Raw genomic sequence first — 21,850 nt, forward strand, 5'->3', positions numbered from 1 at the left:
GTATCAGCCGGTCAGGCCCTCGCGACCGCGCACCCTCATCATGGTGCCGGTCATGGTGGCGACGAGGCGCACCTCGCCTTCCGCATCGAAGGCATAGGCGCGCCCATCGGTGACCATGATCGTGCGGCCGGGCTTGGTCACCTCGCCACGAAACAGGAAGCGTTCGCCCCTGCCCGGCGAGAGAAGATTGAGCTTGAACTCGATGGTGAGAATGGCCGCGTCCGCCGGCATCATGGAATAGGCCGCATAGCCGCAGGCCGAATCCAGTGCGGTCGAAATCACACCGGCATGGAGAAAGCCATGCTGCTGGGTGAGATGTTCGGAGAAGGGCATCTCGATCTCGATGACGCCGGGCGAGACGCGCGTCAGGTCCGCGCCGATGGTTGCCATGGCCTGTTGGCGGGCAAAGCTCTCGCGCACCCGCGTCTCGAAATCAGGGTTGACCTGGTCGCCTCCCGGCATCCGCATGCTGCACCTTCCCCTTGCCGCCGGTCCGTGTGGCCGGCTTCAGGGACGGATCATGGCAAAGGAATTTGTGCGGCGCAACAGACTTCAGTTGAGCCACCACACGGAAGCATTGAGCAGCGATGCAAAGCAGACCCAGGCGAGATAGGGAATGAACAGGATGGCGGCGATCCGGTCGCGGTTCCACGAGAAGGCGATGAAGGCCGCAACCAGGATGGCCAGGAGGAGCACGATGGCGAGCGCGAGCCCGGTCAGATGCATCACGAAGAAGACAGGCGACCAGATGAAGTTCAGCGCCATCTGACCGAACCAGATCTGCATGGCCGGGCCTTCCGCCCGGCGTTGCCATGTACGCCAGCCAGCAAAGGCGATGAGGATGTAGAGAAAGGTCCAGACCGGGGCGAACAGCCAGTTCGGCGGCTGGAACGGCGGCTTTTGCAGGGCGGCGTACCATTCGCCCGGAGGCGAGGAAACGCCGATCAGCGTGCCGCCGCCGATCACGAAGAAGAGAAAGAGTGCAAGTGTCAGGTAACGGGCCATGGCTTCACCGGCGTTGTTCGTTGCAACCATTGCTGATACGCGGGCCAGCGTGCAGCGGTTCCGAGAGGCAGGTCCTTTCCATCGCCGCCGGGGCGGATCAGCCGCGGCGCTCGAACAGCGCCAGGAAGAAGCCGTCGGTCCCGGTGAGCGCGGGTGCGAGCAGCAGGCCGCCATGGCCGTCCGGCCGCATGGCCGGAGCCAGCGCCGGCAAGCGCCGGTCGGCAACAGCCATGGCATCCCTGGCCGCGTATTGCGGATGCCGCTCCAGAAACGCGCGGACCTGATGTGTGTTTTCCTGCGGGAACAGCGAGCATGTGACATAGGCAATGCGCCCGCCGGGGCGCACGAAACGGGTGGCATGGTCAAGCACGCCGGCCTGTTCGCCGGTCCGGCTTTCCAGCGAGGTTTCAGTCAGCCGCCATTTGGTATCCGGCCGGCGGCGCCATGTGCCCGAGCCGGTGCACGGGGCATCGACAAGGACCAGATCCATCTGTCCTTCCAGCGGCGACAGGTCGGCATCGGCGGCATGAACCTGGACATTGCGCGTGCCGGCGCGGCGCAAACGGTCGAAGATCGGGGCAAGCCGGGCCTTGTCGGAATCCCAGGCATGGACCTGGCCCCTGTTGCCCTGGCTGGCAGCCAGCGCCAGCGTCTTTCCGCCGCCGCCGGCGCACAGGTCGAACACCTGGCCCGGCGTGTCAGGCGCGGCCAGCGCAGCCACGATCTGGCTGCCGCAATCCTGCACCTCGAACCAGCCCTTCTGGAAGGCCGGTTCTGCGGTGATGTTGGGATGGCGGCCATGGCCTTCAACGGGCGGTATGCGCAGTGCGCCTTCAAGGCCGCCAAAGGGCGCGGCATCCGCCTTGGCAAGCGCGCGCGCCACCTTTTCCGGCGACGCCTTGAGCGTATTGACCCGCAGGTCCAGCGGCGGCCGGCCGGCCAAGGCCCGCGTCTGCGCAATCCAGTCGGCGCCGAAGGCTTCCGCGAGAAGCGGTGCGCACCAGTCCGGGCATTCGGCCTGGACATGCTCGGGCGCCGACACCAGCGGACGCGCCTCCCATGCCGATTGTTCATCGCCCGACAGCGGGTCGGGCGCAAACCTGTCGCCCTCCAGCTCGGCATTGATGGTGGCAAGCGCCATGCCGAAACCGCTCGCCAAGGCACCGAATGCCTCGGCACGGGCCGTTTCCGCGCCAAAGCGCCAGCGCGACGATGCCCGCCAACGCAGCGCATCATAGACGATATTGCCAATGGCGGAGCGGTCGCCGGAGCCGGCGAAGCGATGGGACACGCCCCAGTCGCGCAGGGCATCCGCCGCCGGCCGGCGCCGGGCATTCATGTCCTCAAGAATTTCGATGGCCGCTGCCAGCCGTCCGCCCAGTCGCATTTGGATGTTCGCCTTCCTGTCTCAAGGGCTTGGCTACAGGTGGCGTGCTGCAATTGCAAGCGGCGGCACGCGAGGCGGCAAGGCGCAGGCCGTGTGCCGCGACACCCGATCATCGGGCGGCGTGCCGGCACAGCCTGCCCTGCCCTTGCGGCAGTCCTTGCCGTAGCCCTTTCGCTTCAATCCGAAAATGCTTGCTTTTCAAGGATGACGCAGCGGCTTTGGCGCAATAGGATGGGCCTTGCAGCCAAGGGGGCATGACGGCTTGAAACATCAGACACCCGGGCATGACGACAAGACGGCCCAACCGGTCGCAACCCGCGTGGCGATGGGGCAAGGGCCGGTAAACGGTTTCTGGCGCATGGCCAGGGCCTGGGCTACCTATGGAACACATGCCTACCCGCCGCGCGTCGGCCGAAGGCTGGCCGTCATCAATGTCCTTTCGGCGATGGTCTCGCTGATGACGGTGCCCTATATCGCGCTCTACCTTGCGTGGGATTTCGACGCGCTCTGGCTGCCTGCGCTCACGCTGTCGCCTCAGATCATCCTCTTCGCGGTGACGCCGCTATGGCATCGCGTCAACGACTGGGCAGCGGGATTTCATCTCTGCCTCGTCTGGCTGGTCTTCGCTGTGCTCTACACGTGGTATTTCGGCCGCGATTCCGGCCTGCACTTCTATTTCCTGCCGGGCGTTGCCGCCTCCATGCTGATTTTCGGCGCCGATCGCCTGCGCCTTTCGGCGACGATCACCCTGATCGCCTTTGCCGGATTCGTCCTGACGGAACAGCTCTTCACGAAGCCCGCGCCCTTCATCCCCGACGATCCGGTGTTCGCCGACATCATGTTCTTCATCACCGTTCCGTTCTCCTTCTTCCTCGTCTATGCCACGGTGCTCTTCGCCTTTTCGGAAGCAGCGCGCGCGGAGGACGCGCTGGAATTGGAGCACCGGCGGTCTGAACGTCTGCTGGACAACATCCTGCCCGGTACCATTGCCCAACGGCTGAAAGCCAAGCCGGACCGGATGATCGCGGACGGCCTGGCCACGGTGACCATCCTGTTTGCCGATGTGGTGGATTTCACGCCGCGTGCGGGACGGCTTCCAGCCGCCGAAACCGTGAATTTCCTCAACCGGATCTTTTCCGCCTTCGACGACCTGGCGGCCCGGCACGAACTGGAGAAGATCAAGACCGTGGGCGATGCATACATGGTGGCGGGCGGCCTGCCCGACCCGCAGGCCGACCATGTGGCGGCCTGTGCGCAAATGGCCCTCGACATGATGGAGGCGGTGCGCCTGATCGGCGCGCAAACCGGCGAAACGATCCAGTTGCGGATCGGCCTGCATTGCGGACCCGTGGTGGCCGGTGTCATTGGCACGCGCAAATATGCCTATGACGTCTGGGGCGACACGGTGAACATCGCGGCGCGGCTGGAGGAATATTCCCTGCCCGGCCGCATCCAGACCAGCGGCACCGTGGCGGACATGCTCCGGAACCGCTTCCTTTTCGAGCATCGCGGCACGGTGGACATGAAGGGGGTCGGCGAAACGGATTGCTGGTTCCTGTGCGCGCCCGCCACCGGGACGGCTGGTTGACAGGGCCGTTCAGACAAGTCCGAGCAAGTGGGCTGCAAACCACAGCCACATCGCGCCGAGCGTGAAGAAGCCCAGGATGAAGACCGGGCGGCGGTGGCGGATACGGTTTGTCGTGACATGGATCCAGGCGTGGACATAGCGCGAGGCAGCGAAAAGCCAGGCGAGGACCAGCGGCACGGGCTCCACGCCCCCGGTCGCATAAAGCGACAGGCAACAGGCATAGAACAGAACCGGCAGTTCATACTGGTTTGCCAGGTTGTTGCGCACGAACAGGCTTTCGGCGGGCTCGTCCCGGTTCTCGCGGAATTGCGAAGGCTCGGCATTGCCTGCCCTGACGGCCGCGATGCGGCGGCGGGAAATGAGCATGTAGACGCCGTAAACCAGCGCCACCTGCGCCAGCATGGGCCAGAAAATAAGGGTCTGGTTCACGTTCTCGTCCTTGCCGGTTTCACGCCACATGGCTGCGACAGGCTAGCCCGGCTGTGCAAAAGAGAACAAGCCCCGGGTGCAGATGGGATCGACCGACCATTTCAGCCGCGCACGGGGGTGACGGCGGCGGAATGACGGCGGCCAGGCCCGAAGGCGCCGGACCGCCGGACCATGCCGGATCAGATACCGCCGGGGTAGTTCGGGCTTTCGCGCGTGATTGTCACGTCGTGGGCGTGGCTTTCGCGCAGGCCCGCGTTCGAAATGCGCACGAAGGTGGCGCGCTCGTTGAACTCGGGCAGCGTTGCGGCGCCGACATAGCCCATAGCCGCCTTGAGGCCGCCGGCAAGCTGGTGGAGCACGCCGGAAACCGGGCCCTTGTAGGGCACCTGGCCCTCGATGCCTTCAGGCACCAGCTTCAGCGTATCGCGGACCTCTGCCTGGAAATAACGGTCGGCCGATCCGCGCGCCATGGCGCCCACCGAGCCCATTCCGCGATAGGCCTTGAACGAGCGGCCCTGGTGCAGATAGACCTCGCCGGGGCTTTCATCCGTGCCGGCGAGAAGCGAGCCGACCATGGCCGCATGGGCGCCGGCGGCCAGCGCCTTGGCGAGATCGCCGGAAAACTTGATGCCGCCATCGGCAATGACCGTGATGCCCTGCGCGCGGGCGACCTCCACGGCCGACATGATGGCGGAAAGCTGCGGCACGCCGACGCCGGCGACGATGCGCGTGGTGCAGATGGAGCCCGGACCGATGCCGACCTTGACGGCATCCGCGCCCGCATCGATGAGCGCCCTGGTGCCATCGGCGGTGGCGACATTGCCGGCCAGGATGCGCACCGAATTGGACAGCTTCTTGGCCCGCGCCACGGCATCGAGCACGCGCTGCGAATGGCCATGGGCCGTATCAATGACCAGAAGGTCGACGCCGGCATCGATGAGGCGCTCGGCGCGCTCGAAGCCGTCATCGCCCACCGAGGTGGCGGCGGCTGCGCGCAGGCGGCCCTGCACGTCCTTCGTGGCATTGGGATTGAGCTGCGACTTCTCGATATCCTTGACAGTGACGAGACCGACGCAATGGCCCTCGCCATCGACCACCAGAAGCTTTTCGATGCGATGCTGGTGCAGAAGGCGCTTGGCCTCGTCCTGCTCCACGTTCTCCTTCACCGTGACGAGGTTTTCCCGCGTCATCAGTTCATAGACCTTCTGGCCGGGATCGGAGGCGAAGCGGACGTCGCGATTGGTCAGAATACCGACGAGACGGCCGGTGCGATGGCCGCCGGTGCCGCCATTCTCGACTACGGGAATACCGGAAATGCCGTGGGCGCGCATCACGGCCTGGGCATCGGCCAAAGTGGCGTCCGGGCCGATGGTCACCGGATTGACCACCATGCCGCTTTCGAATTTCTTGACCTGGCGGACTTCCTCGGCCTGCTCTTCGGGCGTGAAATTGCGGTGGATGACGCCGATTCCGCCGGCCTGTGCCATGGCTATGGCCAGCCGGCTGTCGGTCACCGTGTCCATGGCGGCCGAGAGGATCGGCAGGTTGAGGTCGATGTCGCGGGCAATCGTCGTGCGGATGTCGACCTGGCCGGGCATGACCTCCGAATGACCCGGCTGCAGCAGCACGTCGTCAAAGGTCAGCGCCATTGCGCCTGTCGCGGTTTCGATGATCTTCACCATGGCCAGTCCCTGCAAATAGCAAAAGGCGGCACTTGCCCGACAACGGTTCAAGGCCGACTCGATTCAAGAAGTCCCTTTCAGGATTGGCGCTGGCTGGTACCACGTCTTTGCGACGATGGAAAGACATCAGCGCGACCGATTTTGCATTGCACAAGGAAAAGCCCCGGCGCGGCGGCCGGGGCTCATCGGGACAGGTTGCCCGCGATCAGAGATCGAACTGGTAGGTTTCCGGGATGAACCGGTAGCCCGTGTCCATCTTCTCCACGAAACCGACGGAGGGGAACGGCATGTGGTAGCCGATGAAGGGCAGCCGGTCGGCGGCGATCATGTCGAACACCGTTTTCCGGCTCTTCGCGGCCATGGCCTTGTCCATGTCGAAGCGCACTTCCCATTCCGGGCGCTGCAGGGACAGGACGAAATGATTGGCCGTGTCGGCGGTGACAACGAGCTGCCGGCCGCCGGATTCCAGCCGGTAGATCATGTGGCCCGGCGTATGGCCAACGGCTGCCATGCCGGTAATGCCCGGCACCACTTCGCCGCCGTCGCCGATGAAGGTCATCTTCTCTGCCAGCGGCATGACCTTGGCCTTGACGAGATTGTGTACCCGCTCGCCGGGCGTGCCGGCACGGGCATCGTCGGCCCAGAAATCGTATTCTGCCTGTCCGGTCACGTAGCGGGCATTGGGGAATGCCGGCTTGTCGCCCTCCATGAGGCCGCCGATATGGTCGGGGTGCATGTGCGTGATGACGACGATGGTCACGTCTTCGGGCGCAATGCCTGCGGCGGCCATGCGGGCAGACAACTGGCCAAGGCCGTTGCCGCGCGCGCCTTCGCCAAGGCCGGTGTCGAAGAGCACGATGTCGGAACCGGTATTGACGACGGTGGGCGCGAAGCCGTTGACCAGCTTTTCGGTGGGCAGATAATGGGCCTCAAGCAATTCGGAAACCGTTTCAACGGACTGATCGGTGCCGAACGTGCCTTGCGGATTTTCCATGACGGTCGTGCCGTCATTGACGGTGGTCACCGTGAAATCGCCCAGCCTGAACTGGTTGTAGGCCGTGGCAGCAGGCATGGACGCGGTTTCGGCATGGGCCTTTCGGACCATGATCTGCGGCATGGCGAGCGTGGCAGCGGCAGTCAGGCCGGCCAACTTGAAAAGAGTGCGGCGGTCGGTCTGTACGGTCATCAGCGTTCTCCCTTTGGCTGGTGCATTCCCGCGCGAAATAGAATGGCAATGGTTTTTCCTGCGGCAAGGCGATCACGCGTTTTGTGATCGTGAACGTGAATGAACGCAGCGTTGCGGAATCATGGACAGGCTTGCTCCGTTGCCGCTGGCGTGACACCAAGGGTACAGGCGGACTGGAGGAGGGTTTTCCGGATGACCGAGGACAAGGGGCGCTGGCGCTTCCTGGCGCTGATCTGCGCGGCAACGCTGATGTCCCTGACGACATGGTTCTCGGCCACCGCTGTCTTGCCGGTGCTTGTGGAGCGCTGGGCGCTTGGCACGAGCGCGGCGGCGTGGCTGACCAATGGTGTGCAGGCAGGCTTCGTCTCAGGCGCGCTTCTCTCGGCCTTTCTGGGCCTTGGCGACCGCTGGCCGCACGGGCTGATGATGGCTGGCGCGGCGGGGCTGGCCTGCATTGCCAACCTGCTCCTGCTTCTGGAACCGGGCATTGCGATGGCGATCGGCGCGCGCATTCTCACCGGCGTGGCGCTGGCCGGCGTCTATCCGCCAGCCGTCAAGCTGATCGCCACCTGGTTTCGCACCGGGCGCGGCCTCGCCATGGGCGTTATGATCGGCGCGCTGACGGTCGGCTCCGCCCTGCCGCACCTGGTGCGCGCGCTTGGCGGCGGCTTCGACTGGCGGATCGTGGTGCTGGCGAGTTCCGGGTTTGCGCTTGCCGCCGCGCTGATCTTCGCCTTCGCGCTGAAGGAAGGCCCCTACCCGTTCCCGCGCGCGCCGGCACGCCTGGGCCAGATCGGCGAAATCCTGCGCAACCGGCCGGTCATGCTCGCCAATTGCGGCTATTTCGGCCATATGTGGGAGCTCTACGCGGTCTGGGGCTGGTTCCTGGCCTATACGCAGGCTGCACAGGCGGCCGGCAACCGGCTTGCCGGCGGCAATGCCTCCGCGCTGACCTTTCTCGTCATCGCCATCGGCTTTGCCGGTGCGGCGGCCGGCGGCTGGCTGGCCGACCGGATCGGGCGCTGCCATACCACGGCGCTGGCGCTGGCACTGTCCGGCTCATGTGCCATTGCCATCGGCTTCACCTTCGACGGGCCCGCCTGGCTGTTCACGGCCGTTGCGCTGGTCTGGGGCGTGAGCGTGATCGCCGACAGCGCGCAGTTTTCCGCCGCCGTCACCGAATTGTCGGAGCCGGGCTGGGTGGGCTCGGCGCTGGCGCTGCAAATGGGGGTGGGCTTCGCCATCACCATCGGCGCCATCTGGCTCATTCCCCTTGTCGCGCAATGGGCGGGCGGCTGGCGCTGGGTGTTTCTCGTGCTGGTGCCCGGGCCGGTGTTCGGCGCTGTGGCCATGCTCAAGCTTCGGCAATTGCCGGAAGCCACGCGCATGGCGGGCGGCTTGCGCTGAAGCGCCTTTTCGCCCCTCAGCGCGACAGCGTATCGGCCAGTCCGTGCAGCATGGCCAGGCAGGCGTCCAGTTCCGACAGGGCCACATATTCGTTCGGCTTGTGGGCCTGCTCGATGGAGCCGGGGCCGCAGACGATGGCCGACATGCCGAACTCCTGGAAAAGCCCGGCCTCGGTGCCGAAGGCCACGACATCGCAGTCATTGGCGCCGGTCAGCCGGGCGACGATGTCGCGCGCCTCATTGTCGGCCACGGGTTCCAGCCCGGCCACCTCGCCGATGACATCGGTCTCGATGAAACAGCCCGGCGACACACGGCGCATTTCGGGCAGCAGCACCTCATCGCAGAAGAGCGCCAGATCCCGCTTGACGCGCTCGGCATCTCCGGGGCGCACGGGGCGCATTTCCCATTCGATCAGGCAGTCGCCGGCAATCACGTTTCGTGCCGCGCCGCCCTCGATACGGCCGATCTGCACGGTCGTGAAGGGCGGCTCGAAGCGGGAACCGGGCACCGGCTCGTTCCGCAGGCCACGGCCGATTTCGGCCATGCGCGCGGCATAGCGGACGGCATATTCGATGGCGTTCACGCCCGCATCCGGGTTCGAGCCATGGCCTTCCAGCCCCTTGAACCGGGTGGTGTATTCACAGCAGCCCTTGTGCCCCTCGATCATGCGCATGTTCGTCGGCTCGCCTATGATGGCGGCGGCGGGCCGGATGCCGGCAGCGGCCAGGTCCTGAACCAGTTGCCGGGCGCCGAGGCAGCCGACCTCCTCGTCATAGGTCAGCGCGAAATGGACCGGACGGACGAGATCGCGCGCAGCGAAGGTCTCCGCCATGGCCAGCATGCAGGCGATGAAGCCCTTCATGTCGCAGGCGCCGCGCCCGTGCAGGCGCCCGTCCTGCATTCGCATGGCGAAGGGATCGCTTTCCCATTCCGGTTCCAGCGCCGGCACCACGTCGCTATGACCCGACAGCACGACGCCGCCCGGCCGGTCGGGCCCGATGGTGGCAAAGAGGTTTGCCTTTTCGCCGCTGTGGTCGCGGTGGATGTGGATGGCCGCTCCGGCGTCGCCGAGGCGTTCGGCGGCATGGGTGATGAGCGCCAGGTTGGAATCGGCGGAGACCGTGGGATAGGCGATCAGGTCGCCCAGGATGGCGACGGTCCTGTCGAGCGGGCTCACCGGTTCATTCCTTGACGAAGAGCTGGCGCGGGCGATCGCACAGGCATTCCGCCGGGCCCTTGTCGCGGATCAGGATGCTCTCGGTGATTTCCAGGCCCCAGTCGTTCATCCACAGGCCCGGCATGAAATGGAAGGTCATGCCGGGTTCGAGAACCGTATCGTCGCCTTCGCGGATGGAAATGGTACGCTCGCCCCAGTCCGGCGGATAGGACAGGCCGATGGGATAGCCGGCGCGGGCCGAGCGTTCGATGCCGGCGCGCTCCAGCGGCAGGGCCAGTGCGCGGGCAATGTCGGCGGCGGTATTGCCGGGCCGGGCCGCATCAAGGCCGGCTTCCAGACCTTCGACAAGCGCGGCCTCGGCGCGGCGAAAATGGTCTGGCGGCGTGCCGAGGAAGATGGTCCGGCAGAAGGGCGCGTGGTAGCGGCGATAACAGCCGGCGATCTCGAAGAAGGTCGCCATTTCCTTTTCGAAGATGCGCCCGTCCCATGTCAGGTGCGGGGCTGCGGCATCCGAGCCGGACGGCAGAAGCGGCACGATGGCCGGATAATCGCCCCAGTCCTCATCCGTGCCGCGAATGGCCTTGCCGTAGATCTCGGCGACGACTTCCGACTTGCGCACGCCAGGCTCGACGCGCTCGATCACGTAGTCGATGATTTTCTCGGAAATGCGCGCCGCCTTGCGCATGAAGGCGATTTCCGGCTCGCTCTTGACCGCGCGCTGCCAGTTCACGAGCGCGGTGGCATCGGCCAGGATGGCATCGGGCAATTCATGCTGGAGCACCAGGAAAGCCTTGGCGGAGAAATAGTAGTTCTCCAGTTCCACGCCGATCCGGCTCGACCCGTAGCCGCGATCGCGGATCATCGCGGCCAGCAGTTCCATGGGATGGCAGAGCGTGGATTGCACATAGTGATCGGGATACCAGGCGACATGGGAATCCTCCATCCAGACCGTGCGCAGCGCGCCGTTGGCATCCTGCGAACGGCCCCACCAGACCGGATCCTCGTCGAGGAAGACGAGCACGCCCTGGTGGACATAGAAGGACCAGCCGTCATAGCCGGTGAGCCAGGCCATGTTGGACGGATCCTCGATGAAGAGCAGGTCGAGCTGCTGGGCCGCCATGGCCTCGCGCACGCGGGCGAGCCGCCGTTCGTATTCGGACTTCTCGAATGGCAAATGGCTTGCCGGCATCGTTTGCTCCCCCCGGGGTTTTTCGTGTTGGTCTTCCCGCATTGTCCGCGTTGCAGCGCCGCCTGACCGTAGCGCCGCGGACAAGCGAAAAACAAGACCGGGAAAGTTGACATGGGCGGCCGCGCGTGATGCCTTGCAGCCGCAGGTTCCGGACCCTGCCAAGAAACACCGACAGGATGCGCCAGAGGAGTTCCGGATGCGACATTTCCGTGTCTTTGCGACGCGTTTGCGGCTTCACGGCCTCACGGGAGTGACACGATGACCCTTGCGCTGGCCGATGTGATGGCGGCGGCCAACCGCATTGCGGGCATGGCAGTGCGCACGCCGATGATCCCCTCGCCCTTCATGTCCCGCCTCGCGGGGGCCGAATTCCTGATGAAGCTTGAAACCTGCCAGCCGACGGGCGCCTTCAAGCTGCGCGGCGCGGCCAATGCCATTGCCCAATTGCCCGATGGCGCTGCCGGCGTGACCTGCTGCTCGACTGGCAATCACGGCCGTGCCGTTGCCTACGCCGCCCGCCTGCGGGGGCTTCGCGCCGTGATCTGCATGTCGTCGCTGGTGCCGACCAACAAGGTGGAGGGCATTCGCGCGCTGGGCGCGGAAACGCACATTGCCGGGCGCAGCCAGGACGAAGCCGGCATTGAAAGCCGGCGTTTGGCACAGGAAGAAGGCCTGGTGGAAATCCCGCCCTTCGACCACGCGGCGGTGATTGCCGGCCAGGGCACGGCAGCGCTCGAAATGCTGGCAGAGCGGCCGGACATCGCCACGCTGCTGGTGCCGCTTTCGGGCGGCGGTCTGGCCGCTGGCGTGGCGCTGGCGGCCAGGGCGATCAAGCCTTCGATCCGGGTGATCGGCGTGACGATGGAGCGCGGTGCCGCGATGCACGCCTCGATCGCGGCGGGCAAGCCGGTGGAGGTGGAGGAAGTGGCGAGCCTGGCCGATTCGCTGGGCGGCGGCATCGGGCTTTCCAACCGCTTCACCTTCGCGCTGTGCCGCGACCTGCTGGACGATGTCATCCTGGTTTCCGAAGACCACATCTACCGCGCCATGCAGGCCCTGTTCTTCGAGGACAGGCTGGTTGCCGAAGGCGCCAGTGTCGTCGGCCATGCCGCCGTCATGAGCGGCAGGGCAGGAAAGCTCGCGGGACCGGTGGCGACTCTCATCACGGGCCGCAACGTGGATATGGGCCAGTTCATGGCCGTCATGGCCGGCGAGCCGGTTGATCTGGGCGGCACAAGGACAGAAGGAGGCGCGTATGGCGCATGAAATCCGGATCGTGACCGAAACCGAACTGCGCGCCGCGGTGCAACTGGACCTGACCGCCGTGGATGTGGTCTCGCAAGCCTTCGCGGCGCTGGCCGGCGGTGGCGTCGTCATGCCGCCGGTCCTGTCGATGGACCTGCCGGCGGTGCATGGCGAAGTGGATGTCAAGACCGCGTGGATTCCGGGCTTCGAGGGCTTCGCCATCAAGGTCAGCCCCGGCTTTTTCGACAATCCGGCCAAGGGGCTGGCGAGCCTGAACGGGCTGATGGTGCTGCTCGATGCCACGACGGGGCTGGTCAGGGCCGTTTTCCTCGACAACGGCTACCTGACGGACGTGCGCACGGCGGCGGCCGGTGCCGTGGCCGCACGCCACCTGGCGCCGGAGACGGTGGAGACGGCCGGCGTGATCGGCACGGGTGTGCAGGCGCGCCTGCAAATGGAGGCGGCCCATCTGGTGCGGCCCTTCCGCCGCGTGCTTGTCTGGGGACGCGATGCCGGCAAGGCGGGTGACTGCGCAAGGGATCTGTCCGGGCGGCTTGGCATCGCGGCGGAAACGGTGACCGATCCGGCGGCCCTCGTCGCGCAGTCGCAGCTCGTCGTGACGACGACACCGGCGCGTGAACCGGTGCTGAAGGCCGAATGGCTGCATCCGGGCCTGCACATCACCGCCATGGGATCGGACCAGGCGGGCAAGAACGAGATCGACCCGCAGGCCATCGCGGCTTCGGACATCTATGTCTGCGACCGGCTGTCCCAATGCGAGACGCTGGGCGAATGGCGCAGCGTGCTGGCTGCCGGCCTTGGCGGGTCCGCCGCGCCGGTCGAACTGGGCGATGTGATTTCGGGCAAGGCGCCGGGTCGCACATCGCAGGACCAGGTCACGGTCTGCGATCTGACCGGCACCGGGGCGCAGGACACGGCGATTGCCACCCATGCGCTTGCCGTCACGCGGGCGGCCGGCAGCGGCACAACGATCAGCACCTGAGGGCGGACGCGCACGCGCATGAGCAAGCTGGACCGGTTCGACCTCGCCATCCTGAAGGCGCTTCAGGCAAACGGGCGGATGACCAAGGTGGCGCTGGCCGAGGCGGTCAACCTGTCGCCCAGCCCGTGCGTGGAGCGGCTGAAGCGGCTGGAAAAGGCCGGCTACATCACCGGCTACCGGGCCATGGTGGACCTGCGCAAACTTGGCCCCGTGACGGAAGTGCATGTGGAAGTAACGCTGGCCAATCACCAGGCCGCGGATTTCCGCCGCTTCGAGGCCGCCGTGCTGGACTTTCCGGAGATCGTGGAATGCGCAGCGACGGGCGGCGGCATCGACTACGTGATGAAGGCGGTGGTGGCGGATGTGGACGCCTATCAGCGTCTGATGGACCGGCTGCTGGATGCCAGTGTCGGAATCGAGCGCTATTTCGGCTATATCGTCACCAAGACGGTGAAAAACACTGCGCCGCCCCTGCCCTTCGCCCTTCCCTCCGGCGGGACCAGTGAAAATCACTGAAGCCGGCATGAAATTCGGCAAATTCCACTGACCCGCTGCCCGATTGCAGTGAAAATGCTGCCGCGTTCGCCCCTATCGTGACGCCATCAACGCATTCACGGCAAAGCGAGGCGCATCATGAAGGACGGCGACAAGGGCCTGCGGTCCATCCGGCTGGACGATCCGAAGCTCCTGCGCACATTCGCCTATCTGGGTGGGGCATGGGTCTCGGCGAAAAGCGGCGCAACCATCGAGGTGCGAAACCCCGCCGATGGCGCGACCATTGCGCAAGTCGCCGCGCTGGGCGCAGAGGACGCTCGCGAAGCCGCCGATGCCGCGCATGCGGCTTTTCCAGGCTGGTCGGGGCTGCTGCCGCAAGCGCGTTCGGCCTGCCTCAAGCGATGGTTCGAGCTGATGCGCGAACGGCGCGAGGATCTGGCCGCCCTGATGGTGCTGGAACAGGGAAAACCGCTTTCGGAAGCGCGCGGCGAGATCGACTATGGCGCCTCGTTCGCCGAATTCTATGCCGAGGAAGCCAAGCGCCCGAATATCGAGAGCGTGACATCGCACCTGCCGGATGCCGAAGTCGAGGTGTGGCTGGAGCCCGTCGGCGTGGCGGCGCTGATCACGCCCTGGAACTTTCCCAACGCGATGATCGTGCGCAAGGCGGCGGCCGCGCTGGCGGCAGGCTGCCCGGTGCTCATCCACCCGTCGCACGAGACGCCGCTCAGCGCCACGGCGCTCGCAGAACTGGCCGAGCGGGCGGGGTTTCCGCCGGGCGTGTTCAATGTGGTGACCGGCCATGCCGGGGAGATCGTGCCGGCCTGGACGGCGGACCGGCGCGTGCGCGCGCTGTCGTTCACCGGCTCGACCGAGGTCGGCAAGCTGCTCTACCGGCAGTCGGCGGAGACAGTGAAGCGCATCGTGATGGAACTGGGCGGGCATGCGCCCTTCATCCTGTTCGATGACGCCGACATGGACCATGCCGTTGACGAGGCCATCAAGGCGAAATTCGCCACGTCCGGCCAGGATTGCCTCGGCGCGAACCGCTTCCTGGTGGAACGTGGCGCCTATGATGATTTCTGCACCCGTTTTGGCGAACACGCCCTGGCGCTGACCGTCGGCCCCGGTCTCGGCGACCCGGATATCGGCCCGCTCATGAACGAAAAGGCCGTGGTCAAGCAGGAAGAGCATGTGGCGGATGCGCTCGCGCGTGGCGCAAGGCTCATTTGCGGCGGCAAGCGTCACGCAGCCGGGCCGCTGTTCTTCCAGCCCACTGTGCTGGCCGACGTGCCGGCGGATGCGCTGATCATGCGCGAGGAAACCTTCGGTCCGGTCGCCGCCATTGCCCCCTTCGACACGGAGGAAGAGGCCTTCGGGCGCGCCAATGACAGCGAATACGGCCTGATCGCCTATCTCCATACCAGCGATCCGCGCCGCATCTACCGCGCCAGCCGCGCCTTGCAATATGGCATGGTGGCGGTAAACCGGACAAAGGTGACCGGCGCCCCCATTCCATTCGGCGGCATGAAACAGTCGGGCGTGGGCCGCGAAGGCGCGCGGCTGGGCATGGCCGCCTTCATGGATGTCAAATATGTCTGCCGCGACTGGGCATGACCTCAACTTGAAGGAAAAGACGATGTTGAAAAACGACCAGCTTGACCAGTGGGACCGGGACAATTTCTTCCACCCGTCCACGCATCTTGCCCAGCATGCGCGCGGGGAAAGCCCCAACCGCATCGTCACCGGCGGATCGGGCGTGCATATCGAGGACCGCGACGGCAACCGGCTGCTGGATGCCTTTGCCGGCCTCTATTGCGTCAATGTCGGCTACGGGCGCTCCGAGATCGCGGATGCCATTGCCGCGCAGGCGAAGGAGCTGGCCTATTACCATGCCTATGTCGGTCATGGCACGGAGGCCTCGATCACGCTGGCGAAAATGGTGCTCGACCGGGCGCCGGACCACATGTCCAAGGTCTATTTCGGGCTGGGCGGCTCGGACGCCAACGAGACCAACATCAAGCTGGTCTGGTACTACAACAACATCCTCGGCCGGCCGGAAAAGAAGAAGATCATCTCGCGCTGGCGCGGCTATCACGGTTCGGGCCTGATGACCGGTTCACTGACCGGGCTGGACCTGTTCCACAAGAAGTTCGACTTGCCGCTGGCGCAGGTGCTGCACACGGAAGCGCCCTATTTCTACCGCTGCGCCGACCGCTCTATGGACGAGAAGGCCTTTTCCGCCCATTGCGCCGCCGAACTGGAAGCGCTGATCGAGCGCGAGGGCGCGGACACCATCGCCGCCTTCATCGGCGAGCCGATGCTGGGCACGGGCGGAATCGTGCCGCCGCCGGCGGGCTACTGGGAGGCCATCCAGACTGTGCTCGACAAGCACGACATCCTGCTGATCGCCGACGAGGTGGTGACCGGATTCGGGCGTCTGGGCACCATGTTCGGCTCCACCCATTACGGCATCCGGCCGGACATCATCACCATCGCCAAGGGGCTGACGTCGGCCTATGCACCGCTGTCGGGCTCCATCGTCTCCGACAAGGTCTGGGCGGTGCTGGAAAAGGGCACGGACGAGAACGGCCCCATCGGCCATGGCTGGACCTATTCGGCGCACCCCATCGGCGCGGCGGCGGGTGTGGCCAATCTCAAGCTGATCGACAGCCTGAACCTCGTCGCCAATGCCGGCGAGACCGGCGCCTGGTTCAACGCGGCCATGAAGGACGCGCTGGCGGCCCATCCCCATGTCGGTGACGTGCGCGGCGAAGGCATGTTGTGCGCGGTGGAATTCGTCGAGGACAAGGACGACCGGCGCTTCTTCGATGCCTCGCGCAAGATCGGTCCCGCCGTCTCGGCGGCCCTGCTCGAACGCGGCGTGATCGGGCGGGCCATGCCGCAGGGCGACATCCTGGGCTTCGCACCGCCGCTCTGCCTGACACGGGCCGAAGGCGAGGAGGTGGTTTCGAAAACCGCCGACGCGGTGAAGGCCGTGCTCGGCTGACGGGCTGACGGGCAAGACGCAGCCGGCCGGGGCAGTGGTTCCGGCCGGATTGACCATGCCCCGCCATGCTTGACCGCGGGGGTGCAAGCGCCCCACTCTGGCGCATCGGAACACGAAAGGCGGCGGGCAGAGACCGGCATGGAAGTGAAGCTGACGCTCAGGCGGCCGGGCATCGATGCTGCCGATGAAGCGATCGTCTATCTTGACCGCGACAGCGCAGCCTGCCGCGACATGGGCCTGATCCCGCCCGATCGCCTCAGGGTTTCGTGCCATGGCAGGGCCGTGACCGCGCGACTCAACCTTGTTTCGGGCAGCCTTCTCGACCCGGATGAGGCGGCCCTTTCGGAAGCCGCATGGAAAAGCCTCGGCGCGCAGGATGGCGACATGGCGTCGATCCGCAAGGACGAGGCCATCGATTCCATGTCGCAGGTGCGCGCGAAGATCTTCGGGCACAGGCTCGGTGACGACCCGATGCGCGGCATTCTCGGCGACATCATTTCAGGACGTTATTCGGACATCCAGCTTGCCGCCTTCGTCACCGCCTGCGCGGCCCGGCCGCTCGATACGGACGAGATCGCGGCATTGACGACCGCGATGGTCGATACGGGCGTGCGGATGAACTGGCCGCAGGTCATTGTCGGGGACAAGCACTGCGTGGGCGGACTGCCGGGAAATCGCACCACGCCGATCATTGTCGCCATCGCCGCGGCTTGCGGCGTAACCATTCCCAAGACCTCGTCGCGCGCCATCACCTCGCCGGCCGGCACCGCAGACATGATAGAAGTGCTGGCACCGGTGGACCTGTCGCTGGACCGCCTGCGCCGGGTGGTGGAGGATGAGGGAGGCTGCATCGCCTGGGGCGGTGCCGTGGATCTCAGCCCCGCCGACGACATCCTCATCCGGATCGAGCGGGCGCTCGATCTCGACAGCCACGGGCAGTTGATCGCCTCGGTCCTTTCCAAGAAGATCGCCGCCGGTGCGACCCATGTCGTCATCGACATGCCGGTCGGCCCCTCGGCAAAGGTGCGCAGCGCGCAGGAAGCGGCTGTCCTTTCGCGAACATTCATCGCGGTTGCGCGGCGATTCGGACTGCACCTGCGCATTGTCACGACCAACGGCGCGCAGCCGGTCGGGCGCGGCATCGGACCGGCGCTGGAAGCGCGCGATGTGCTTGCGGTCCTGCGCAACGCGCGCGATGCGCCATCGGACCTGCGCCTGCGCGCACTCATGCTGGCCGGGGCCTTGCTGGAACTGACCGGAAAGGCCGCCGAAGGTGCCGGAGAAGCGCTTGCGGAACGGACGCTTGCCAGCGGCAAGGCATGGTCGAAATTCCAGGCCATCTGCGCGGCACAGGGCGGCATGCGGACACCGCCCGCCGCGCGCTTCCGGCATGCCGTCGCCGCGCCCCTGCCAGGCCGGGTCGAGGCGATGGATAACCGGCTGCTCGCCCGTGCGGCGCAATGCGCAGGCGCGCCGGAGGAAAAGGCGGCAGGGCTGGATCTGCATGTGCGCATCGGCGATCCGGTCGAGGAGGGCCAGCCCCTCTTCACGCTTCACGCCTAGAACAAGGGCGACCTGGCCCATGCACTCGGGTTCCTGCAAGGCCACGAACCGGTCATAACGCTGCGGCATTGAACGCCGGACCGGCGTCTCCGCCTGCCACGGCGACGCGCGGTGCCTTGCCGCATCGGCGCACCACATCCGCGATCTGGTGCAGTTGCCGGATCAGCGGGCTGGACTTGCGCCAGATCATGCCGATGGTCCGCGAGGGCTGCGGGTCGCTGAAACGGGCGACCGATACCGGCGCGGACGCCGTCTCCACCGGGACGGCCATTTCCGGTATGAGCGTCACGCCAATGCCCGCGCCCACCATCTGGACCAGCGTCGAAAGCGAACTGCCATCCAGCAGCTCCCGCGGGCGCGCAGGGTGCAGGTTGCAGAAGGAAAGCGCCTGGTCGCGAAAGCAATGCCCTTCCTCCAGCAAGAGAAGGCGCATCTCGCGCAGGCCCTCCCGGTCGGGGACCGGCTTGGCGGCATCTTCGTCGGGGCGCACGAGCACGAATGTCTCGGTGAACAGCGCCACTTCCGTCAGCGCCGGTTCGGAAACGGGCAGCGCGACAATGGCCGTGTCAATTCGCCCGGCGGCCAGTTCCTCCACGAGGCGCGATGTCAGCGTTTCGCGCACATGGATTTCCAGCCCTTCGTGCAGACGCGACAGATCCGAAATGATGCGCGGCAGCAGGTAGGGGGCAATCGTGGGAATGACGCCGATGCGCAAGCGGCCGACCAGATGATCATGCGAGGCGCGGGCCAGATCGCCCAGTTCATCGACGGAGCGGAGGATTTCACGCACACGCACGGCGAATTCCTCGCCGAACCCGGTCAGGCGGATCTGCCGGGCGGCGCGCTCGAAAAGCTCCGTACCGAGGGATTCCTCCAATTCGCGGATCTGCATGGAAAGGGCGGGCTGGGAAATGGAGCAGGCCTCTGCCGCCCGACCGAAATGACCATGGCGGGCCAGCGCCTCGAAATAGCGGAACTGCTTGAGCGTGACGTTTCTCATAAGCAATTCTTATCACGACAATCAGGAAATCCAACTTAATTTAATCGTCGGGCTTTGCTATTGTTCTTCCCGAGGAGGAACCGAAGCCAGCGCTTCCATTTCGTCTCTCGCGGCTCAAGGCTGTGAGGGGGGCATTTTCCGGATCACGCGCCAGGCCTCCTGCCATGGCGATCCGGGCCGGAACGAAAGGAACAGTTCGCGGGCTGCCTTCGTGCTTTCTCATCGCTGTTGACCAGTGACTTTCCTTTAGAAACCGAGCCACGACCGGAGACAAACATGGACGTGAAGAACACAGAGAAAACCGGCGGCTGCCCGGTAATGCATGGCGGCATGACCGCCCTGGCAACGTCGAACATGCATTGGTGGCCGAACGCGCTGAACTTCGACATCCTTCACCAGCACGACACGAAGACCAACCCGCTGGGCAAGGATTTCAACTATCGCGAAGCCGTCAAGTCGCTCGACCATGACGCGATCAAGCAGGACCTGCATGCCCTGATGACCGAGAGCCAGGACTGGTGGCCGGCCGACTGGGGCCATTATGGCGGCCTGTTCATCCGCATGGCCTGGCATTCGGCCGGCACCTACCGGCTGGCGGACGGGCGCGGCGGCGGCGGCACGGGCAATCAGCGTTTCGCACCGCTGAACGCCTGGCCGGACAATGTGAGCCTTGACAAGGCGCGCCGCCTGCTCTGGCCGATCAAGAAGAAATACGGCAACAAGATCTCCTGGGCCGACCTGATGATCCTCGCAGGCAATGTCGCCTATGAGAGCATGGGCCTGAAGACCTTCGGCTTTGCCTATGGCCGCGAGGACATCTGGCATCCGGAAAAGGACATCTACTGGGGCGCGGAGAAGGAATGGCTGGCGCCGAGCGACAGCCGCTACGACAGCGTGGAAGACCCGGCGACCATGGAGAACCCGCTGGCCGCCGTGCAGATGGGTCTCATCTACGTGAATCCGGAAGGCGTGAACGGCCAGCCGGACCCGCTCAAGACGGCTGCGCAGGTGCGTGAGACCTTCGCGCGCATGGCGATGAACGACGAGGAAACGGCAGCCCTGACCGTCGGCGGCCACACGGTGGGCAAGGCGCATGGCAATGGCGACGCCGGCCTGCTGGGTGCCGACCCGGAGGCCGCCGACGTGACCGAGCAGGGCTTCGGCTGGACCAACCCGAACATGCACGGCAAGGCCGCCAACGCGGTGACGTCCGGCATCGAGGGTGCGTGGACGACCGAGCCGACCAAGTGGGACAACGGCTATCTCAAGCTGCTGTTCGGCTACGAGTGGGAGCTGACCAAGAGCCCGGCCGGCGCGAACCAGTGGCAGCCCATCGGCATCAAGGAAGAGGACATGCCGGTCGACGCCTCCGACCCCTCGGTGCGCCGCATGCCGATGATGACCGATGCCGACATGGCGATGAAGATGGATCCGGCCTACCGGGCCATCTGCGAGAAGTTCATGGCGGATTTCGACTATTTCTCCGACACCTTCGCGCGGGCCTGGTTCAAGCTGACCCATCGCGACATGGGTCCGAAGGCACGCTATATCGGCCCGGAGATTCCGGCTGAAGACCTGATCTGGCAGGATCCGGTTCCCGCCGGCAACACCGGCTACGATGTGGACGCGGTGAAGGCGAAGATCGCCGCGTCGGGCCTGTCCATCGCCGAGATGGTGGCCACGGCCTGGGACAGCGCCCGCACCTATCGCGGCTCGGACATGCGCGGCGGCGCCAATGGCGCGCGTATCCGTCTTGCCCCGCAGAAGGACTGGGAAGGCAACGAGCCGGAGCGCCTGGCGAAGGTGCTTTCCGTCCTGGAGCCGATCGCTGCGGAAACGGGCGCTTCGGTGGCCGACGTCATCGTCCTGGCCGGCAATGTGGGCATCGAGCAGGCGGCCAAGGCTGCCGGCCATGATGTCACCGTGCCGTTCGCGCCGGGACGCGGCGACGCGACCGACGAAATGACGGACGCTGCGTCCTTCGACGTGCTGGAGCCGCTGGCCGATGGCTATCGCAACTGGCTGAAGAAGACCTATGTGGTCAGCCCGGAAGAGATGATGCTGGACCGCACCCAGCTCATGGGCCTCACCGCGCCGGAAATGACGGCGCTGGTCGGCGGCATGCGCGTGCTCGGCACCAATTATGCCGGCACCAAGCATGGCGTCTTCACCGACCGCGAAGGCCAGTTGACCAACGACTTCTTCGTCAATCTGACCGACATGGCAAACAGCTGGCACAAGGGCGACGGCGACATCTACGAAATCCGCGACCGCAAGACCGGCGCGGTGAAGTGGACCGCCTCGCGCGTGGACCTGGTGTTCGGCTCCAGCTCCATCCTGCGTTCCTATGCGGAGGTCTATGCCCAGGACGACAATGAAGAGAAGTTCGTCAAGGATTTCATCGCCGCCTGGGTGAAGGTGATGAACGCGGATCGCTTCGACCTTACCGCCTGACGGCGGCGGATCTGCCCCATGCCGGGGGCG

General features: G+C 65.7%; 18 protein-coding genes. 9 read left to right on the forward strand and 9 right to left on the reverse strand.

The annotated features are described in order from the left end of the window. Positions 1–3: 3 nt before the first annotated feature. The 3 genes from R3D65_RS04035 to R3D65_RS04045 form a co-directional block, all read right to left on the reverse strand. A complete protein-coding gene (locus R3D65_RS04035) occupies positions 4–462 on the reverse strand; it encodes a PaaI family thioesterase (RefSeq protein ID WP_371274354.1) in 459 nt (152 codons plus the stop codon). A gap of 90 nt (positions 463–552) precedes the next feature. Continuing rightward, on the reverse strand, positions 553–1,005 hold the full coding sequence (locus tag R3D65_RS04040) for a TspO/MBR family protein (RefSeq protein WP_371273951.1): 453 nt from the start codon (positions 1,003–1,005) through the stop codon (positions 553–555). Positions 1,006–1,102: 97 nt separating this feature from the next. Continuing rightward, positions 1,103–2,392: an RsmB/NOP family class I SAM-dependent RNA methyltransferase gene (locus R3D65_RS04045; protein ID WP_371273952.1), complete on the reverse strand. Its 1,290-nt coding sequence runs from the start codon at positions 2,390–2,392 to the stop codon at positions 1,103–1,105. 262 nt (positions 2,393–2,654) lie between these two features. Here R3D65_RS04045 and R3D65_RS04050 point away from each other — a divergent pair, with 262 nt between their 5' ends. Further along, positions 2,655–3,980, forward strand: coding sequence for an adenylate/guanylate cyclase domain-containing protein (locus tag R3D65_RS04050; RefSeq protein ID WP_371273953.1), 1,326 nt, complete (start codon positions 2,655–2,657; stop codon positions 3,978–3,980). Positions 3,981–3,989: 9 nt separating this feature from the next. Here R3D65_RS04050 and R3D65_RS04055 read toward each other — a convergent pair whose 3' ends face one another. The 3 genes from R3D65_RS04055 to R3D65_RS04065 form a co-directional block, all read right to left on the reverse strand. After that, the gene (locus R3D65_RS04055) at positions 3,990–4,382 is read right to left on the reverse strand and encodes an MAPEG family protein (RefSeq protein ID WP_371274355.1); all 393 of its coding nucleotides are present in this window, start codon (positions 4,380–4,382) and stop codon (positions 3,990–3,992) included. A gap of 206 nt (positions 4,383–4,588) precedes the next feature. Next, on the reverse strand, positions 4,589–6,091 hold the full coding sequence (gene guaB / locus R3D65_RS04060; protein ID WP_371273954.1) for an IMP dehydrogenase: 1,503 nt from the start codon (positions 6,089–6,091) through the stop codon (positions 4,589–4,591). A gap of 205 nt (positions 6,092–6,296) precedes the next feature. Next, the gene (locus R3D65_RS04065; RefSeq protein ID WP_371274356.1) at positions 6,297–7,163 is read right to left on the reverse strand and encodes an MBL fold metallo-hydrolase; all 867 of its coding nucleotides are present in this window, start codon (positions 7,161–7,163) and stop codon (positions 6,297–6,299) included. 306 nt (positions 7,164–7,469) lie between these two features. On the opposite strand from R3D65_RS04065, the gene R3D65_RS04070 reads away from it, so the two are divergent. Next, on the forward strand, positions 7,470–8,684 hold the full coding sequence (locus R3D65_RS04070; protein WP_371273955.1) for a nitrate/nitrite transporter: 1,215 nt from the start codon (positions 7,470–7,472) through the stop codon (positions 8,682–8,684). A gap of 16 nt (positions 8,685–8,700) precedes the next feature. Here the strand turns inward: R3D65_RS04070 and argE are convergent, their stop codons facing one another. Together argE and doeA are read right to left on the reverse strand one after the other, a co-directional pair. Further along, positions 8,701–9,861: an acetylornithine deacetylase gene (argE, locus tag R3D65_RS04075; RefSeq protein ID WP_371273956.1), complete on the reverse strand. Its 1,161-nt coding sequence runs from the start codon at positions 9,859–9,861 to the stop codon at positions 8,701–8,703. Between the two features lie 4 nt (positions 9,862–9,865). Then, positions 9,866–11,050, reverse strand: a complete 1,185-nt coding sequence (doeA, locus tag R3D65_RS04080) for an ectoine hydrolase DoeA (protein ID WP_371273957.1) — start codon at positions 11,048–11,050, stop codon at positions 9,866–9,868. A gap of 258 nt (positions 11,051–11,308) precedes the next feature. On the opposite strand from doeA, the gene eutB reads away from it, so the two are divergent. The 6 genes from eutB to R3D65_RS04110 all read left to right on the forward strand — a co-directional run bounded on the left by eutB (position 11,309) and on the right by R3D65_RS04110 (position 18,366). Next, positions 11,309–12,316 (forward strand): hydroxyectoine utilization dehydratase EutB, encoded by a 1,008-nt coding sequence (eutB, locus tag R3D65_RS04085; protein ID WP_371273958.1) that lies wholly within the window; start codon positions 11,309–11,311, stop codon positions 12,314–12,316. Then, entirely contained in the window at positions 12,306–13,298 is a 993-nt protein-coding gene (locus R3D65_RS04090; protein ID WP_371273959.1) for a cyclodeaminase, read from the forward strand. The genes eutB and R3D65_RS04090 overlap by 11 nt, the downstream gene beginning before the upstream one ends. A gap of 18 nt (positions 13,299–13,316) precedes the next feature. Beyond that, entirely contained in the window at positions 13,317–13,814 is a 498-nt protein-coding gene (locus tag R3D65_RS04095; protein ID WP_371273961.1) for an Lrp/AsnC family transcriptional regulator, read from the forward strand. A 117-nt stretch (positions 13,815–13,931) separates the two neighbouring features. Continuing rightward, positions 13,932–15,410, forward strand: a complete 1,479-nt coding sequence (locus tag R3D65_RS04100) for an NAD-dependent succinate-semialdehyde dehydrogenase (RefSeq protein WP_371273962.1) — start codon at positions 13,932–13,934, stop codon at positions 15,408–15,410. 22 nt (positions 15,411–15,432) lie between these two features. Then, the gene (locus R3D65_RS04105) at positions 15,433–16,803 is read left to right on the forward strand and encodes an aspartate aminotransferase family protein (protein ID WP_371273964.1); all 1,371 of its coding nucleotides are present in this window, start codon (positions 15,433–15,435) and stop codon (positions 16,801–16,803) included. A gap of 138 nt (positions 16,804–16,941) precedes the next feature. Further along, positions 16,942–18,366 (forward strand): thymidine phosphorylase family protein, encoded by a 1,425-nt coding sequence (locus tag R3D65_RS04110; RefSeq protein WP_371273965.1) that lies wholly within the window; start codon positions 16,942–16,944, stop codon positions 18,364–18,366. A 52-nt stretch (positions 18,367–18,418) separates the two neighbouring features. Here the strand turns inward: R3D65_RS04110 and R3D65_RS04115 are convergent, their stop codons facing one another. Beyond that, a complete protein-coding gene (locus tag R3D65_RS04115; protein WP_371273966.1) occupies positions 18,419–19,366 on the reverse strand; it encodes a LysR substrate-binding domain-containing protein in 948 nt (315 codons plus the stop codon). Positions 19,367–19,642: 276 nt separating this feature from the next. Here R3D65_RS04115 and katG point away from each other — a divergent pair, with 276 nt between their 5' ends. Beyond that, positions 19,643–21,820, forward strand: a complete 2,178-nt coding sequence (gene katG, locus R3D65_RS04120; RefSeq protein ID WP_371273968.1) for a catalase/peroxidase HPI — start codon at positions 19,643–19,645, stop codon at positions 21,818–21,820. Positions 21,821–21,850 lie beyond the last annotated feature (30 nt).

The organism is Zhengella sp. (genome assembly GCF_041397485.1).
Classification (GTDB): domain Bacteria; phylum Pseudomonadota; class Alphaproteobacteria; order Rhizobiales; family Rhizobiaceae; genus Zhengella.

What these genes read in the sequence shown, in the direction of transcription:
- R3D65_RS04035 (WP_371274354.1), bottom strand. Translation starts at nt 462, where the DNA reads ATGCCGGGAGGCGACCAGGTCAACCCTGATTTCGAGACGCGGGTGCGC.
- R3D65_RS04040 (WP_371273951.1), bottom strand. Translation starts at nt 1,005, where the DNA reads ATGGCCCGTTACCTGACACTTGCACTCTTTCTCTTCTTCGTGATCGGC.
- R3D65_RS04045 (WP_371273952.1), bottom strand. Translation starts at nt 2,392, where the DNA reads ATGCGACTGGGCGGACGGCTGGCAGCGGCCATCGAAATTCTTGAGGAC.
- R3D65_RS04055 (WP_371274355.1), bottom strand. Translation starts at nt 4,382, where the DNA reads ATGCTGGCGCAGGTGGCGCTGGTTTACGGCGTCTACATGCTCATTTCC.
- guaB (WP_371273954.1), bottom strand. Translation starts at nt 6,091, where the DNA reads ATGGTGAAGATCATCGAAACCGCGACAGGCGCAATGGCGCTGACCTTT.
- R3D65_RS04065 (WP_371274356.1), bottom strand. Translation starts at nt 7,163, where the DNA reads ATGCCTGCTGCCACGGCCTACAACCAGTTCAGGCTGGGCGATTTCACG.
- R3D65_RS04070 (WP_371273955.1), top strand. Translation starts at nt 7,470, where the DNA reads ATGACCGAGGACAAGGGGCGCTGGCGCTTCCTGGCGCTGATCTGCGCG.
- doeA (WP_371273957.1), bottom strand. Translation starts at nt 11,050, where the DNA reads ATGCCGGCAAGCCATTTGCCATTCGAGAAGTCCGAATACGAACGGCGG.
- eutB (WP_371273958.1), top strand. Translation starts at nt 11,309, where the DNA reads ATGACCCTTGCGCTGGCCGATGTGATGGCGGCGGCCAACCGCATTGCG.
- R3D65_RS04090 (WP_371273959.1), top strand. Translation starts at nt 12,306, where the DNA reads ATGGCGCATGAAATCCGGATCGTGACCGAAACCGAACTGCGCGCCGCG.
- R3D65_RS04095 (WP_371273961.1), top strand. Translation starts at nt 13,317, where the DNA reads ATGAGCAAGCTGGACCGGTTCGACCTCGCCATCCTGAAGGCGCTTCAG.
- R3D65_RS04100 (WP_371273962.1), top strand. Translation starts at nt 13,932, where the DNA reads ATGAAGGACGGCGACAAGGGCCTGCGGTCCATCCGGCTGGACGATCCG.
- R3D65_RS04105 (WP_371273964.1), top strand. Translation starts at nt 15,433, where the DNA reads ATGTTGAAAAACGACCAGCTTGACCAGTGGGACCGGGACAATTTCTTC.
- R3D65_RS04110 (WP_371273965.1), top strand. Translation starts at nt 16,942, where the DNA reads ATGGAAGTGAAGCTGACGCTCAGGCGGCCGGGCATCGATGCTGCCGAT.
- R3D65_RS04115 (WP_371273966.1), bottom strand. Translation starts at nt 19,366, where the DNA reads ATGAGAAACGTCACGCTCAAGCAGTTCCGCTATTTCGAGGCGCTGGCC.
- katG (WP_371273968.1), top strand. Translation starts at nt 19,643, where the DNA reads ATGGACGTGAAGAACACAGAGAAAACCGGCGGCTGCCCGGTAATGCAT.